11 protein-coding genes are annotated in these 17,131 nt (G+C 43.4%); 7 read left to right on the top strand and 4 right to left on the bottom strand.

Annotation, left to right across the window (positions count from 1 at the left end; translation table 11 throughout):
- Positions 1–339: 339 nt before the first annotated feature.
- From hisD to ACX6CI_RS04280, 7 genes are all read left to right on the top strand, one after another.
- Positions 340–1,641 carry a histidinol dehydrogenase gene (hisD, locus tag ACX6CI_RS04250; RefSeq protein ID WP_458778431.1) on the top strand — a complete coding sequence of 434 codons (1,302 nt, stop codon included), beginning with the start codon at positions 340–342 and terminating at the stop codon, positions 1,639–1,641.
- Positions 1,638–2,300 (top strand): 16S rRNA (guanine(527)-N(7))-methyltransferase RsmG, encoded by a 663-nt coding sequence (gene rsmG / locus ACX6CI_RS04255; RefSeq protein WP_458776933.1) that lies wholly within the window; start codon positions 1,638–1,640, stop codon positions 2,298–2,300. The genes hisD and rsmG overlap by 4 nt, the downstream gene beginning before the upstream one ends.
- Positions 2,301–2,351: 51 nt before the next feature.
- Positions 2,352–3,425 (top strand): 3-isopropylmalate dehydrogenase, encoded by a 1,074-nt coding sequence (gene leuB, locus ACX6CI_RS04260; RefSeq protein ID WP_458776934.1) that lies wholly within the window; start codon positions 2,352–2,354, stop codon positions 3,423–3,425.
- Between the two features lie 66 nt (positions 3,426–3,491).
- Positions 3,492–4,409, top strand: a complete 918-nt coding sequence (locus ACX6CI_RS04265) for a ribose-phosphate diphosphokinase (RefSeq protein WP_458776935.1) — start codon at positions 3,492–3,494, stop codon at positions 4,407–4,409.
- 75 nt (positions 4,410–4,484) lie between these two features.
- Positions 4,485–7,124: a sigma 54-interacting transcriptional regulator gene (locus tag ACX6CI_RS04270; protein ID WP_458776936.1), complete on the top strand. Its 2,640-nt coding sequence runs from the start codon at positions 4,485–4,487 to the stop codon at positions 7,122–7,124.
- A gap of 364 nt (positions 7,125–7,488) precedes the next feature.
- Complete coding sequence (locus ACX6CI_RS04275) at positions 7,489–8,328, top strand: MlaA family lipoprotein (RefSeq protein WP_458776937.1); 840 nt, start codon at positions 7,489–7,491, stop codon at positions 8,326–8,328.
- Positions 8,329–8,981: 653 nt separating this feature from the next.
- On the top strand, positions 8,982–11,012 hold the full coding sequence (locus tag ACX6CI_RS04280; RefSeq protein ID WP_458776938.1) for an AsmA family protein: 2,031 nt from the start codon (positions 8,982–8,984) through the stop codon (positions 11,010–11,012).
- On the opposite strand, the gene ACX6CI_RS04285 is transcribed toward ACX6CI_RS04280, so the two are convergent.
- Genes ACX6CI_RS04285 through ACX6CI_RS04300 form a run of 4 tightly spaced genes read right to left on the bottom strand, consistent with a single transcriptional unit; the run spans position 10,992 to position 16,647 of the window.
- Positions 10,992–11,612, bottom strand: a complete 621-nt coding sequence (locus ACX6CI_RS04285; RefSeq protein ID WP_458776939.1) for a nucleotidyltransferase family protein — start codon at positions 11,610–11,612, stop codon at positions 10,992–10,994. The two genes, ACX6CI_RS04280 and ACX6CI_RS04285, sit on opposite strands and share 21 nt — an antisense overlap.
- Positions 11,613–11,645: 33 nt before the next feature.
- Entirely contained in the window at positions 11,646–12,614 is a 969-nt protein-coding gene (locus ACX6CI_RS04290; RefSeq protein ID WP_458776940.1) for a GGDEF domain-containing response regulator, read from the bottom strand.
- A gap of 20 nt (positions 12,615–12,634) precedes the next feature.
- Complete coding sequence (locus ACX6CI_RS04295; RefSeq protein ID WP_458776941.1) at positions 12,635–16,054, bottom strand: ATP-binding protein; 3,420 nt, start codon at positions 16,052–16,054, stop codon at positions 12,635–12,637.
- Positions 16,051–16,647 carry a 5'-nucleotidase C-terminal domain-containing protein gene (locus ACX6CI_RS04300; RefSeq protein ID WP_458778432.1) on the bottom strand — a complete coding sequence of 199 codons (597 nt, stop codon included), beginning with the start codon at positions 16,645–16,647 and terminating at the stop codon, positions 16,051–16,053. The genes ACX6CI_RS04295 and ACX6CI_RS04300 overlap by 4 nt, the downstream gene beginning before the upstream one ends.
- Between the last annotated feature and the right edge of the window lie 484 nt (positions 16,648–17,131).

Raw genomic sequence — 17,131 nt, forward strand, 5'->3', positions numbered from 1 at the left:
CGAGGTACGTATCCCGTTTATCGGGGTGAGTCTTTTGGGTTAATAAAAATTAAGTCTTTCCATACTAAAATAAAGATGTAATTGACTTAGAACAGGTTGCTGGTCTTTTTTTACGAATTCAGCACATGCACTTTTTGACCATTTTTAAGCGACTTGTGATGAAAAGCATGACAGAACGAGAAAATTACTTACTGTTGAACTTTATAAATAGAGCTAAATAGCGTATAGTAGCATCCTGTTTTAGCGCAAGAAATAAATGAATTAGACTGATGTGCCAGTTGTTCAATGACATGCAATAAGGTTACATCGGTCTGTCTGATATAATGAGGTAATGTTTTGATTACAGCGGTTAATATCTCAACCCCTGAAGGGGTTACAATTGTTAATGATTTGTTAGATCGGTTCCAGGCAGCGGACAGTGGTTGCCAGGAGGCCGTGGAAGCAATTGTGGCAGAGGTTAAGGCAAACGGGGACTTGGCGGTATTGAGTTATTCTCGGAAATTTGATGCCCCAAACCTGACTATTGATCAGTTGCAGGTGAACAGTAAGGAACTTATTGCAGCCTATGACCAGGTGGACAGTGATTTTCTTGAAACCCTTACTAAGGCAATTGATCGTATCCAGAGTTTTCATGAACGGGAGATGGAAGATTCCTGGATGCAGACAAGGGACGACGGTACCATAGTTGGTCGTCTGGTACGGCCTGTAGATTCAGCCGGTCTCTATGTGCCCGGTGGAAAGGGTGGTTCAACGCCTCTTGTCTCTTCTGTTCTTATGAATGGCATACCTGCTGCAATTGCTGGTGTTAATGAGCGTGTAATGGTGACTCCGCCTGATGAAAATGGGCAGATTAGTCCTCACCTGCTTGTTGCAGCACAGGAAATTGGAATAACTGAAATTTATAAGGCGGGATCAGCCTGGGCCATTGCAGCGCTTGCCCACGGAACAGAGTCTATTCCTAAGGTGGATGTAATTGTGGGCCCTGGGAACCAGTTTGTGGCTGAGGCCAAACGTCAGGTCTCCGGTATGGTCCGTATCGATATGATCGCTGGACCTTCAGAGGTTTTGATTGTGGCCGATAAAACTGCAAATCCTGCCCATGTGGCAGCAGATATGCTAGCGCAAGCCGAGCATGACTTGCAGGCTCTGTCCATACTTATTACGACCCATGAGCCACTTGCAGCAGAGGTTCTTGCTGAACTTGATAAACAGTTACCTCTTCTTTCCCGGGAAGCTATTGCCAGAACGGCTCTTACTGATCATGGGGTGATCCTGGTTGCAAATGACCTTGAAGAAGCCATTGAAGCTGCAAACTCCATTGCCATTGAGCATTTAGAACTGGACATTGAAAACCCCTGGGAGCAGCTTCCTCATATAAGACATGCTGGTGCAATTTTTCTTGGTAGTAATACGCCAGAGGCTGCGGGAGATTACCTGGCAGGACCAAATCACGTATTGCCGACCATGGGAACCGCTCGTTTTGCTTCGGCACTGGGGGTGGAAACGTTTCTGAAGAAGAGTTCGATTATCAGCTACTCCAAAAACGCTCTGGAAGCAGATGGCGAACATATCATGCGTTTGGCAAAGCTCGAAGGTCTCAGCGCCCATGCCAATTCAGTTGCGGTACGGCTTGAAAAATGAGTTTTGATTTTAGATCAGAGCTTGCAGCGGGTGTCGACGTTCTTGGTCTTGAGATTCCAGAGCTCGCCTATGGTCCGCTTGAAAGCTATTTTGACCAACTAAAGAAGTGGAGCAGGAAGGTTAATCTCATTGCAAAAGCCACGACGGATGCGGAGATTGTTGAAAAGCATTTTCTTGATTCTCTGACCCTTGCGCCCTTTTTACAAAGCGATGGGACTCATCTCTTGGATATTGGGACAGGGGGGGGCTTTCCAGGCCTTATCTGCAAAGCAGCTCTAGGGGATTCTCTTCAGTTGACTCTGGTTGAACCAAGGCTAAAACGTGTAAGCTTTTTACGACATATTGTACGCAATCTGAAACTTTCGGCTGTCGATATTTATGCAAAACGACTCGAAGAAATACCGGAGTTACAAGAAGAGGCTTTTACTCACATTACCTGCAGAGCGGTCACTGAGATCGGTCCGTTTATAGAAATGGTTTCAGGGTTTTCAAAGACTCGCGCACAACTTGTCTGTATGAAGGGCCCTAAATGGTCGGATGAGCTTGAGGCTGCAGGGGATGTTATAGAACAATCTGGATATGTTCCTGGAAAGAATGTGAAGTGTGTACTGCCCAAGTCAGGGGTTCAGCGCACACTGTTGTTTTTTGATGCACAATAACTACTGAATCTCAGTATAACTAATTACGTAATATTATAGAAAGGTGTAAACATGAAGAAGGTTGCAGTTCTCGCAGGTGACGGAATCGGTCCCGAGGTAATGAAGGAGGCGATCAAGGTTCTGGATGCGGCTCAGGCTAAGTTTGGTTTTGAGTTGTCGTATGAGTATGCTGATGTTGGTGGTGCAGCAATTGATAATCATGGAGAGGCGCTTCCTGTATCCACCCTTGAGTTGTGTGAAAATAGTGATGCCATTCTGTTTGGTTCTGTGGGTGGTCCCAAGTGGGAAAGTCTGCCCCCGGAAAAGCAACCTGAGCGAGCAGCTCTTTTACCCCTTAGAAAACATTTTGACCTGTTTTGTAACTATCGACCAGCCAAAGTTTTTCCTTCAATGACAGCAGCTTGTCCACTCAGAGCAGATATCGTAGGAGATGGGTTTGATGTCCTTTGTGTTCGTGAACTCACCTCAGATATCTACTTTGGAACTCCAAAAGGACGCGAAGGTTCTGGTGCTGATGAGAGAGCCTATGATACAATGGCCTACACTAGAGCTGAGATTGAGCGAATTGCACGTATGGCATTTGACGCAGCTCGGGTGAGAAGTAAGAAGGTTACCTCTGTTGATAAGGCAAATGTTCTGACAACCATGGTACTTTGGCGTGAGGTGGTTATTGAAATAGCAAAGGAATATCCGGATGTCGAGTTAAATCACATCTATGTTGATAATGCCACCATGCAGCTTGTCCGCGATCCCCATCAGTTTGATGTTATGCTTTGTGGTAATATGTTTGGAGATATTATTTCCGATGAGGCCGCAATGCTCACTGGTTCCATGGGTCTTCTGGCTTCTGCGTCACTTAACAGTGATAATTTTGGTCTCTATGAACCGGCTGGTGGTTCTGCACCTGATATTGCAGGGCAGGGTATTGCCAACCCCATTGCTGAGATTTTGTCTGCTGCCATGATGCTGCGCTATAGTTTTGGTCTTGAAGAGGCTGCTGTAGCCATTGAGACTGCAGTGGCAGCAACCCTTGAAAAGGGTGTTCTGACTGCTGATCTCTGTGGTGGGAAGGGTGAACCTGTCAATACTGCGCAGATGGGTGATGCGATAGTGAGTGAACTGTAACTCCATATACAATCTGAGGTGTGTCTGACGCACCTCAGATCATTGTTATGTAAAGCAGAGTATGAGATGACAAACAAAGAAAATGTAATTCTTGTAGCAAATAGTGCTTCAACACCACTTGCAAATAAAGTTGCTGAACGACTGTGGATGCCTTTTACTGAAATGGAGCGTCATCAGTTTGCAGATGGTGAGAGTTTTCATGCCTTCCCTCAGTCAGTCTCAGGTAAAGATCTTGTTATTCTGGCCAGTACCCATGATGACAATGCACATCAGGAACTCCTCGACCTCATTTCAGGCGGCAGGTATTGGAATGCTGCCTCGGTAAACGTTATCATTCCATTTCTCGGTTACTCCACAATGGAACGGGCCAAGCCGGGCACCTTTGAACTTCCTAAAGGAATAACGCGTACCCGGCAGATTTTCAGGGCCAGACCTAGTTTTGTGTCCTTTGTTGATCTGCATTCTGAAGCAGTACTCCACGCCCATGCTGGAGAAATTCGCACCAAGCATGTCTGGACGGATGATCTGGTGGTGGATAAAATACAAAACTCAGGTCTCACTGACTATGTGTTGGTCTCTCCAGATTATGGTTTTTCAAAGAGGGTGGCACGACTTGCCAGTCTACTCGATTGTCCACATACCGCAGCCGACAAAGATCGTTATGATACTGACAAGACCATTGTGGGACAGGTTTCAAGTGTTGTAAAGGGAAAGACGGTGATCATCTGTGATGATATGATTCGTACCGGTGGTTCGATTATTCAGACCGCCAATAGATGCCTTGAGGCCGGAGCAAAGGAGGTTGTCGCCCATGCGACCCATCTTGTCATGGCAGGAAATTCCATAGAAAAATTTAAAAATGGACCTATTAGTAAGGTTATAGGTTCTGATACATATCCCGGAAAAGAGAATGACTCTTTTCTTGATGTATATTCAGTTGCTCCACTACTTGCAGAGGTTATTGAAGATTATTTGCACATATAGGACATGTATCTCGGCGGACTTGTTTGTGGGGTAAGTTGTTTTCTTGTTGGCATAAAAGGTTCTTCAGGTTCAGAAATGAAACGCGACGTTATTGTTGAACACTTAAGTCAGTCTCTTCTTTTTAAGGATGCTACAGCTTCAGAGATCACCTCTTTTGCTGACGTTGCACGGGTGCAAGTCGTTGCGGAAGGTGAGTATCTTTATAAGAAAGGTGAGGCCAGCGAGATTTTCTATGTCATTGCAGTAGGGGATGTTGAGCTTGTCTTAGATAATGATGTCGGGTCAACAAAGATTGTAGGTAAGATTGGGCCGGGCGGCCATTTTGGAGAAACGGGACTGTTAACTAACTCCCTGCGATCCCTTGGTGTGCGGGCAATATGCGATCTGGTCGTCATTTGTTTTGATAAACGTTTTTTCAAAAGGGCCTTTCTTACAAACCACAGAATTCATAGTCAACTTGACTCAGCCCTTGCCGAGAGGCTGAGAGTCGCCTTTCTCGATCAGATAGATGCGAGCCACTCAAATAGAGTCTCTGAAAATATTTCGGAGGCGGATGATGTTATTTTATTCAAAGATAAAAATATATCAGCAATTCACCTCAGACGTCTTGCAAAAAGTCGTAAAACTGATATTCGGGAATCAAAAACAGCCAAGAGGACCCAGGCTGTAATTGAAGAGTTTGCCTCTAACAAAAAACCCTATTTTCTGACAGGTGAATCCGGCACAGGAAAGACCATAATATCGAGGCAGATTCATCTGCAAAGTAGCCGGTCTACAAATCATTATGTCGAAGTCGATCTCCGTGAGTATGAACCGCTACAGCTTGAACGCAAACTCTTTGGCCTTGAGCAGAATAGCTTCCCCTTCGCTGAGGCAAGGCTGGCTGGCTATTTTGAACAGTCCTCAGGGGGAACTATTGTTTTTACCCACGTACATCTCCTGGCAAATGCGCTGCAGAAAGAGTTGGTTAAAATTATAAAAAGCAGCACCTATTCCCATGTTTGCAGTAAGAAGCAACAGGCTATGCAGTCAAGGATTGTCTTTGTCTCCAGTTTCTCCGTGGATCATTTGAGAACTACAGGTAAGCTGATTCCAGAACTTATTTCACTTGTTGCTGAGCAGGAGTTTGAAGTTCCACCTCTACGTAATCACAAAGAAGATCTGCCGCGGCTTGTGTCCCATTATCTCAACAGGTTTAGCAAGGAGTATGGTAAAAAAATTTACAAGGTGAGCTCAGAGACCCTTGGAATATTTCTCAATTATGATTGGCCTGGCAACTTGACGGAGCTTTCAAGCGTTATCAGGCGCGCTGTGATGCTTGCTAAAGACGATGAGATTGACCCTGAGGAGGTTCTACTAGGCTTGCCAAAGACAGAAGGAAAGTGGGAGTATAATCTCTTGCGAATTCCATGGATTAGAAAGGTATTATCCAGTTGGGTGTTCCCAAGAGTTCCACAGTTCGTTATATTTTGTGTCCTCCTCATCACCGTCCTCTGTCTTTTCAAGGGGCCATCAAGTCCCACTTCAAATATAGGTTTAACCATAGGTTGGTATATCGGCTGGCCGCTGATGTTTTTTTCATTCTTCTTTCTGGCAAGAACCTGGTGCGGAGTCTGTTCCTTTGCAGCACCCGGCACACTTTTACAAAATTTCATCAAACCCACACGGAAACTTCCTGCCTTTATGGTTAATTATTCGGGTTGGATTATGGCGGTGCTCTGTATTCTTGTGTTCTGGATTGAAATTGTTTGGGATGCGTATAATAACAGGTATCTAACAGGGGCAATCATTCTCATTATAACCTTCGGTTCGGTACTGTTTAGTGTACTGTATTCGAGAAGGGCCTGGTGTCGATATTTATGCCCTCTTGGGGCTGTGAATGCAATATTCTCGATGCCCTCGGTTATGGAGTTACGCTCCAACAGTCATGTATGTCTGAATCGGTGTCAGAGCCATGCCTGTTATCACGGGGACTCCGAAATTCCTGGATGCCCAATGTTTCGTCATCCGTACCTTGTTGATGATAATCGTGATTGTATCATGTGTGCAAAGTGTATTAAGGCTTGTGATAACAGTTCTATACAGCTCAATGTACGTCTGGCTCCTCAGGAATTGTGGTCCCTGGAGACGCCGAGGAAGGCTGATAGCTTTTTGATTGTTGCCCTGGGAGCCATATTTTTTCCCTTTGCCTTACAGCCGCAGTTCAAAGAGATAGTTGAATGGTGTGTTGGAGTGCTAGGAGACGTCCATGGACTACATATGCCGAGCTGGATTGTGGCAAGCGCACTTTTTTTTACAATTATTTTTGTATTTCAGGTTGGTTACTATTGTATGATTTCCATCCAGTCAATCTATGCGAAGATCGATAAGGACGTTTTGCTACCGCTTTTAGGCTACGGCTTTATTCCTCTCATACTAGGAGGGTATATGGCCCAGCACCTCGAATTTTTTATTAGTGGAGCCGGTCGTATTATTCCGAATATTCAGGAATTTCTTGGGTTTGCCTACAGTTATGAGGATATCAGACTGATTAGTTCAGATTCCACGTATGTGCTTCAGTTCATAACGGTTATGGGAGGTCTTCTTGCCGCATTATATGCCACCTATAGGGTAACCGAGCGGGTTCTTGTGGGAGTTCCTGTGACATCTAAAACTCTTTTTCTGCCCTTTAGTTTTCTCTGTACCCTCGCAACCATGTTCGTATTTATGGTGTAACTGTTTAGACCACATATTTCATGAAAAGTATTGAATGTATCCGTTTAACAAAACTTGCTGGGGCTGTTGCACCTTCATCTTTTGTAGATGCAGCCATAGCATAGGGCTGATCACACTGTGATCTTGCCTCGCTTACAGTCTCTGTGCTCGGTTTAGTAGAATTTCAGTAAATAGAAAGGATAGTATCCTGGAAGAGATATGTTGGTGAAAAGTGTTTAATACTGGTCGTTTATCTCTGTGTTGATGCGTCTTGGCCAACTTGTTTTAAAACTCTTGTTGATAATCTGTTGACTAATCGTAACCCGGTAGTAAGTTTCTACTACTCGGTACGAGGTATTTTTGCAGAACAATTGGCAAGAAAGTAATGGTAGTTAATATAAAATTAATTGGTCGCAGGGTAAAGGCCATTATGAGTGATATGCGTACTAAAACAGTTCTATCCCTTTTGTTGCTTTTTTTGATTACACTATTTCCGGTTGCCCCTCTTATGGCTGTGGAAACTTCCGGCACTCAAAGTAGTTTTCCAGATTTACTCGATGATGATTTTGACATTGACGATGAGTTTGACGATGATTTTGATATAGATGATACTGCAACTATCAACGATCCTCTTGAGCCGATTAACAGGGTGTTCTTCGGTTTTAATGACGTGGTGTATGAGTATGTTCTTAGTCCGGTAACGGACGGTTATATCTGGCTTTTACCTCGAGAGTTACGACAATGCTTTGGTAACTTTTTCTTTAATCTCTCTTCACCGGTACGATTTGTAAATTCTCTTTTGCAGGGTGAGTTTAAGCAGTCAGGTGTGGTGTTTAGCCGGTTTATTATAAATAGTACCATTGGGGTCTACGGACTCGTGGATACAGCGTATCTCGAGTTTGATATTGAGCCAGCTAATGCTGACTTTGGGCAGACCCTTGGTCGTTGGGGAATTGGTGATGGGGTTTATATCTGCTGGCCATTCATCGGGCCTTCCAGTGTGAGAGATACCGTTGGTTTAGTGGTAGATGCCTATACACACCCGATTCCATATTTCCACGACAATCTGGCTTTGGATATCTCGTATTACACTTCAAATAGGTTGAACACGCTTTCCCTTAATCCTACACTTTATGACGATCTGAAACGATTTTCCCTCGATCCCTATGTTGCATCCAGACAAGCCTATTATGACTATAGGCAAGCTATTATTGATCAGCGTTAAGGGGATGTAATCCAACCATCCGGGCAAAAAAAATCGGGTAGAATATACAAACTGCGTAATGTCTACCCGATTGGGGGGGGTTGAGTTGAGTTCCTTGTGGAACACAACTTACATTGCACGTATCATGCCTGAAATTAATTATGTTGTGAAAACTGTTTTTGTAATGTAAAAACAGTACCTTCCTTTTTGATCCACTTACTGCTGTTAATTGGACTCATTATTCTGATTACCAAAAGCTACTCTCGGTTTCCTATTTGTAATTCATTGTTGAGGTTTGTAACTCAGAAACGATTTGCCTTTTAACTCTATCTGGATACGATCGGCTAAACAACTTGATCTATCTCGATAAATTATTCATAATAAACAATTTTGTTGCTAGACTTGAGCTGTGTTTTTGTGTTAGCTATACAAGGTTTTACGTATTTTAGTTTACGTGAGTCCCGGGGACGGGTAACTCAACCTGGATAGGTGGCACGAAGATTCTTTTTCGGTTAACTGTCTCCAGGTACATGGTGGCTAATAACTGTAACCCCAAAAAATCTGTTTTATAACAGGACCGTCTGAGTAAATAACTCAGTTGATCCTTTGTTTCATTGGGATTGCAGTTTGTTTGGATGTTTATTTGAGCTCAGTGATTTGTGATAGGTTCTCCAATGAAAAATATCTTTAAGTATGGTGTTGTTCCTCTGGTGGTAGGCACATTTCTTCTGTGTATCACTGCCATGTTGCTGCCTGCCCTTATTAACGTTCAGAAGTTCCTCCCACAGATTGAAAAACAAATTTCCCAACACACCGGGCGTACCTTTAGTGTCGGTTCTGATTTTGGACTGACTTTTTTTCCGTGGTTGAGTGTTACTTTTTCTGATATGCACCTTGGTAATCCTGAGGGTGTTGGTGGTGATGATTTTATTGAGATTGACTCCTTTGAAGCCAGATTGAAAATCCTGCCCCTCTTGATTAATAAGGTGGAGGTTTCAAGGTTTGTTGTCAGCGGGCTAAATATCAACCTGAGGCGGGAACCTGGTGGTGAGACAAACTGGGAAATGTTTCATTCCAAAAATTCTGCACCAGATAGGCAAACACGTACATCTCACCTTAGTTGGATCTTTGACCGGGATGTTGCTGTAGAGCTTTTAGCAGTCACCGGCGGTAAGATTACCTATGTTGATAAGAATATTGGGACTCAACATGTCATTGAAGATCTTATGGTCCTGCTTAATGAAGTCTCTTCAACAGAAAAGGCTAAAGCGGATATTAAGGGTGTTGTTGATGGCTATAAGGTGAGAGCAACAGGAGATATTGGTCCCGTTTCGGCCGGATTAGGTTCTCTTGCAACGGATTTGCGTTTAGAAATCAATGAGCGTATCAAGGCCAATGTGAATGGTGAATGTACTTATCCACTGGATAGTACTACCTGTGATCTAAAGGTGAGTGTCCCACGTTTTGCTCTTGATAATGTATTTGTGGATGGACAAGGTGGTGAAGACGACAACGATGGAAGTGTTCTGAGTGGTCAGGTCATTGAACTGGAAGGCCAGTTCCTTGGAAATATTCATACGTTTACTCTTAAATCCGGTTCAGGGGTTATTGACAATACATCATTTACATATGAGTTATCCCATGATTCCCAAAGTGACGTGATCAACGAGATCGATGTACGTTTTAATACACTGGATCTTGATCGCTATTTTTCAGAAAGTGCTCTAGGCAACACAGCTGGCAATGGTGAGAAAGAACATCCTGTTCTTAATATTGTTAAATCGACCCCCTTTACCGCCCATATAACGGCGGAAGAATTGAGCCTTGCAGAGGTTCTATTTAACGATGTTGATATGCAGCTCAGTGTTGTTGATGGGGTGGTGGAAGTGGGTGACGGGACGTTTGTGCTTCACGGTGGTCGAGGTAGCTTTAATGCAGTAATTGGACTTGATAAAGAGCCTGTGTCAATGAATACTCATATTGAATTAAGTGAGGTTCAGGCGGAACCGTTCAGCAAAGAGCTGATTGGGGCATCATTTATATCGGGGGTCTTAAGTGGTAATCTTAATCTGAAAAGATCTGATATAGCCGGTAGTGATATCGGTAAGGCCTTTGTTGGACAGGGTTATCTCGAAATTGATGGTGGAATGATTTCAGGACTACAACTTTTAAAAGATGACACCGAAGGTGATGTTGTTGATGAATCCGGAGACTATTCGTTTACCACAGATTTTGAGAAGTTTTCAGCAAATCTCGCTATGGGAGCAGGCGTTATTTATCTTCAACCCTTTACACTGAGTGCTGATGGAATCAACACAGTAATGAGTGCTGTTATTGAGCTGGATGAAAAGAGTTTTTCTATTTCACCTGAAAAAGAGAGTGCAGATGAAGAGGTTCTCTCGATTATGGGCAGTTATGGGAGCGAGGGTTTAGCCGTCAATGGGTTTACTGATGAGCATGAAACAACGATTCATGAGATGAGGGATGCCCAGACCCTGGTTGATGAAAAGATGCCCGCTCCGGTTGAAGAGGATGTTCCAATGGTTGGAACCCCGCTTATCGATCCAGCGATTGTTGCCGAGCGTTTTGGCTTGAGGCCAGAGCTTATAAAGCCAAGTAAAAAGAAAAAAGCATATAATGTTGGTCGAGGCAGGGTGATCATTCATGATCTCAAAGAACTCAACTCATCTATCTTTGTCGAATAGGTGGAGCTTTTTATAGTTACGTAGATCCTCTGGAGTGTCTACATCTATAATGACCGCAGGGGTTGAGACCGGGTGGGCGATAATATTGAGCGCCTTGTCTGTGAAAAGAAACCTGGCACCACTGTCGCCTTTTGCCTCAAGCAATCGTCCGCGTAGTTTTGAGGAGATAATCACAGGGTTGCCCCGTTTTCCCTGGTACTCCGGATAGAGGATATCAGCCTCTTGTTGTTCAAATTTTCTCAGTAATTCCCTTACTAAAGTACCATCTACCAGCGGTTGATCGATGAGCATAAATAGATATGCAGAGCTCTTGGCTGTTGTGGCTGCCACGCCACATCGTAGTGATGTTGACATCCCTGTTTGGTAGGACTCATTTATAACAACTTTGCATTTGTGGAGAAGTTCTGTTTGATGTTGTATTTCTGAGGCGTTGTGACCGAGTACGACGACTGGTTTATCGATCCCGGCTGCAAGGGCGGTCTCAACAGCACGGTCCAGCATGGTCGCACCATTTATCTGTAGCAGTTGTTTGGGGCTGCCCATGCGCGAAGATAACCCGGCAGCAAGTAGTATGGCTGAAAAGTGTCCTTTTGAATTCATGATAGAGGTATCCGGGGTTTTCCTCTGTACATTTTATTCTTTTCGTCTGTCAAAGCAGATGGTGCTGCCCGGAGACTCTTTTGCTCGTTTTTTCATTTCTGCACATGCGTCGTTGACCTCAAGACAGGTGGTGTAATTTTTGTTCTGTAGATCAATTCCGGCAATGGATAGGCTCATGATAGGGAAGATTTGTGCTTTTCCCTGGCGGTTTTTTGATTCTATATAGCGAAGATCGGTATCCTGTCGATTGTAAAACTGAGTCACCTCTTTATCAAAGCGCCTAATGATTTCTTTTGGCACCTCGTAGCCGTATTCTGATGGAATAACCAGAATAAAATCATCCCCTCCTACGTGCCCTATAAAGGCATCAGGGCAGGGGGATTTGCGTACTGTTGTCTGTATGATTTCTGAGGTGAAGTGAATAACATCGTCTCCTCTGGTAAAGCCGTATTTATCGTTGTATGCCTTAAAGTTATCAATATCCGTGTAGATGACACAGACATTTTCACCCGAGAGGACCTTACTTTCTATGTGCTGGGTGATGGAGTTGTTACCTGGGAGACCTGTGATGGGGTTTGCATCCAGGGCAAGACTGTACAGGTGCTTTAGTTCCTGCATTGCTGTTCGCAGTTGCAGGTGGTTTTTTATTCTTGCGCGAACAATAGCAGGGCTGAAGGGTTTAGTAATGTAATCTATTGCACCAAGCTCCAGTCCTTGGGTTTCGTCCTCGTCAGCACCCTGGGCAGATATAAAAACGATTGGGGTTTCCTGGTATAGAGGTTCTTTTTTAATTTCCTTACAAACTGCAAAACCGTCCATGCCCGGCATCATAATGTCTAGCAGAATAATATCAGGATGCACTGAAGGGAGGATAGCTATACCTTCTCTGCCGCTTTTGGCAAAATATACGTCGTAGAGATCATCCAATAAGGCGATTAGAATTTTAATATGTTCAATTGAGTCATCAATTATGAGAATCTTTTGGGTTGTATCATCGTGCATAAGCAAAAACCTCTTCAGCCTTATTGTGTTTGCCACTCAGTTAACAGATCGCGGGCCTTGTCAAAATCAAGCTCTTTAGCGTACTGTTCAATTTTGTTAAACACATAGATGTTCTCATCGCCTAACTGAGACTTGAGCAATTGTATCTGTTTAAGTGCTTTAGAACTATTATTTTTTAATGAAGTGGAGAGTATTTCAGTGAGATCTTCAATATTGTAGTTATAGCGGTCAAGTTTGGGCTTCGATTCTTCAGAGGACCACTGATTGTTCTTGTTCTGTTCAAGCCAATCGCTCAAGAAGTCACACACAACCCCTGTTTCCTCTTCAACTTCGTCCAGCAATTGTTGTATAGAATCTATCTCATTGCCGCGTATACAGAGCTCTAAGCGCACACTTAAGGAGAACAGCTTTTCCATTCCAAGGTTACCGCTTACCCCTTTGAGAGTATGGACAAGGTGGCGGCATTGTTCAAGATCTCCAAGCCTGAAAGCTGACAATATATCGTTTGGCCATCCCCTGTAGTTTTTCTCAAAGGACATGAGAAGGTCCATATAGAGCGCAGGGTCATTCATTACCTGAGCAAGTCCGGTCTTCATATTTAAGCTTGAGTTCTTGGCAAGCAGATTGTCAGGAATACTATGGGGGGTAGTCTGTTGGTGTGTCAGTTGCTGGTGTGGGATTTGTTCCCCTATAAGTTCACTTAGAGTGTGAAAAAGGTCATTGGCATTTATTGGCTTGGTAATATACGCGTCCATTCCTGCCAGGATACATTTTTCTCTTTCCTCAGGCATTGCGTGGGCGGTTAAAGCAACAATGGGAATTGTTGAAATCGGAGCATCAAGATCTCTTATTGCCTTGGTGGCGGTATAGCCATCCATAACTGGCATTTGTATATCCATTAGAACGGCATTGACCTGACCACCACTTGTGGAAAGAAGTATCTCCAGGGCTTCTGCTCCATTATGTGCCACAATAACAGCTAAATTTCGTGACTTAAGATAAGCAACCGCAATCTGGCTGTTGATTTCATTATCCTCAACCAAAAGTATGGTAGCACCACCGTGAATTTTGCTGTTCGATGTATCGATTGGATTGAAAATGGATTGTTTTTGTAAACAGTGTGGGTTGTTGATATCGAGAACTGTTGTGATTGCATCTAAAAGTCGAGCAGGTGTTATGGGGTTAACCAGATAGTAATCAGACACCTGTTTATGCTGCGAATGAAAATGGGCCGCCAGGCGCTGTGGCCCGGTTAAAATAAGGTGGCAGACGCTGTCACCAGCTACAGCCTCTTTAACAGACTGTACAGCCTCCTGCAAGTGGAAGGACAGGTCTTCGCAGTCAATGAAGATGAGTTCTTCATTTTCATCATGACCTTCACCTGAATTATCTTTGATTTTGGCAAGTATTTCGTCAATAGACAGGGTTTGGAAAATGGTCAGACCAAAGTGATTAAGCTGTATGGAGAGTTCCGTCGCGGACTTGGGTGTTCGTGACATGACGATTGCTGACATTTCAGTTAGCTTACTGGGAGCATTAAAAAATGAACTGTTATCCACCAGTTCAAAGGTGCAGGTAAATGAAAAGGTGGACCCTTTTAACTCATTTTGCTTGAACCAGATATCGCCGCCCATCATTTCAACGAGGTTTTTACAGATGGCAAGGCCAAGTCCGGTACCGCCAAACTTACGGGTGATGGATTTGTCTGCCTGGGTAAATGGTTGAAAAAGCTGTTGTGCATTTTTTTCTGAGATACCGCCTCCAGTATCCTCTACAGAAAAAAGAAGTGTTGTTTTATTCTTCCAGTTTGAAAGTCTATTTTTTGCCGAAATATGAATAGTTATGCTGCCTTCACTTGTGAATTTAAACGCGTTTGTAACGAGATTTGTCAGAATTTGGCTGAGGCGTAATGGATCTCCGATTATTTTATATGGGGTGCCTGGTTCTATATTATAGTAGAACTTCAACCCGGATTCTTCACATTTTAGACTGATTATTGAAGAGAGGTCTTCAAGTAGGTTTCGCAGGTCAAACTCAACCTTATCAAAGGTGAATTTACCCGCCTCAATTTTTGATATATCCAGAGTGGAATTGATAATGCCAAGCAGAGAGTGGGAAGCATTGTTGATCTTACTTAAGTAGTCCAGATGCTCAGTAGGGCTGTTGGTCATGAGTGCCAGATCGGAAAAACCAAGAATTGCGTTTAAGGGAGTGCGGATTTCATGACTCATGTGTGCAAGAAACTCGGATTTTTGCACAGCCGATCGTTCTGCAACACTCTTTGCTTCATGGAGTTCTGTCGAAAAATAGTTGATGGAGTTGGCAATCTCTGTAATTTCATCGCCTCCAGCATCTTCAATCTGTAAATTTTCTCCAGCTACCATCGCAAGGACGGTTTTGTTGAGGCTTGTAAGCCGACTGATCAAAAAACGCTGGAAGTAAATAAAATATCCAATGGCAAGGAACAGGGAAACAATAAAGAGAAGTGATAGAATCTGAATCTGCCGTTGAACCTTATCTGATAACATTCTGGAATCATTTGCAACTGAGGTTGTGAGATCAAAGAAGTGGCCCATACTGGAGTCACCCTTGTTTTCCAGAAGGTTGCGGATAAATGTTGCCCGACTATTCACTTCATTAATAACTAAAAGGTAGTTTTTCGCCACAGTAATGGTTCCATTATCACCAAGGAGTGCGTCCTGGATTGTGGCTACTATGGTTCCTGTGGATTTTTGTAAATGGGCAGGAAGATACCTTGTGGTGTCTATCATCTCATCAATGAGAACATTGACACTGGACTCCTTGGCTTTAAGCCCGTAAAGGCTCGATTGCTGCTTGCTTTGCAGACCGGTGACAAGAACAGTAAAGGCCTGTTGTTCAAGTGTCGTGATAGTCTCTTTTATTTCAGGGTCAGTAAGATGTTCAAGCAGTGCACCTAATTGTGTGTGGACCTGTTGACTGTGGATGATAAGGCCGGTAGTTGCTGTATAAAGGTCTTTTTGCAGGTCAATCTTTTTTGAAACGAAATTGTTCAAGGTGGTAATGGACTGTTCAAGATAATCCATCTTTGTGCCTTGTTTATTTTCAAAGGCTTTCGGGTTAGCTGAACTGAACTGTTTAATTCTGGTAAACTGGGAGTTGATGTTTTTCAGGGCAATTCGTCTTTTTTGCTGGGATTCTGCAGTATGGAGAAGGTTGACCTGTTGAAGCAATTGGCCCATTAAGATTGAACTTTGCGCCTCCTGGGTGGTCAAAGGAAAGGTCTTTTCTGAAAAATTCTGGAGTAGATTCTGAAAACTGTAAAAACCAAAAAGCGCAATTACAGATATTGCTGTAAACAATAATCCCTGAATAAGAATACCACTACCAATTGTGACCCTTATTGAGCGTAACGGGTTAAAGGGCGTTGATTCTCCATTTTTGTTTTGGGAAGTATTCATGGCGATGTCTGGCTTACAACTTTCATTCTTCCATCTATTTCCGGAGAAATTGCACCTTCTTCAATTATAAAGTTACGTACATATTCCCAAAGCAGTTGGGGATCACCAATGTTTATTATTCGTTTGGCGTTTTTGAGTTCATTGTAGCCGTCACCACCATTGGCTAGAAAGTCAATGGTGGTTAGGGTGTAGGCTTTTTCTGGATCAAGAGGTTGACCATCCTTAGTTATGGATAGTATTCGGTGCCTAGGTTGAAGAGCAGGATTGTATTCAACAGTGATGCCTGAAATATGGGGAAAGCATCCCTTTATTTCTTTAATTCGGCTCAGTCCGGTCTCAAGAGTAGTCTTTAACATTGCTCCGGTTACCTTAACGTTTACGACTCTGTTGTTGAACGGTAGTTCTTTTTGGATGTCGCCAATGGTCAGGTTTGAGCCTGATGGATACTTTTTGTTGGCCCTAAATCCACCACCATTGATCAGAGCAATATCTGAATTATAAAATTTCCGGAGAGCGTCTGCGACAAGATTGGCGAAAGCATTTTCTCCCGTCCGCATGGCTACACGTCTTGTGTCCAAATCTGTACGAGTCATTCCAATAACCTGGTCGAGTATTTCAGAGACCTGTACGAGGTAGGAATCGATTTTTTTGTTCACCATTGCATCCGGTTTATAGTCACTGAGTTTGATCATTTCCCTGGAACTGGTCCATTGCGTCGTAAGATCATCTGTACTTAGATTAAGAGTGATCCTACCTGCCATTCCTTTATGACCTCGTATTTCAAAGAGGCTGTTTCCTTGATGAATGAGGCCAGCTTCTCCACTTGGGTCTGAGAGAAGAACTATATCCACAGGAGGATTCAAAAATTGTGCATTAAAATGTTCGAGATCCATATCGATAATCAGGATAACAATGTCCGCGCCCTGTTGTCTTAATATTTCAGAGTTTTGTGCAACAGCCTTATTAACATCAATGGTTGTAATGCGCTGGGGCATGTAGTCGGCAATAACCTCTGGGTCGACAATCGAGACAAATCCAATGTTGTACGACCCTATTTTTTTCATAAAGTGGGGAAGC

This window comes from Desulforhopalus glucosivorans, assembly GCF_054397165.1.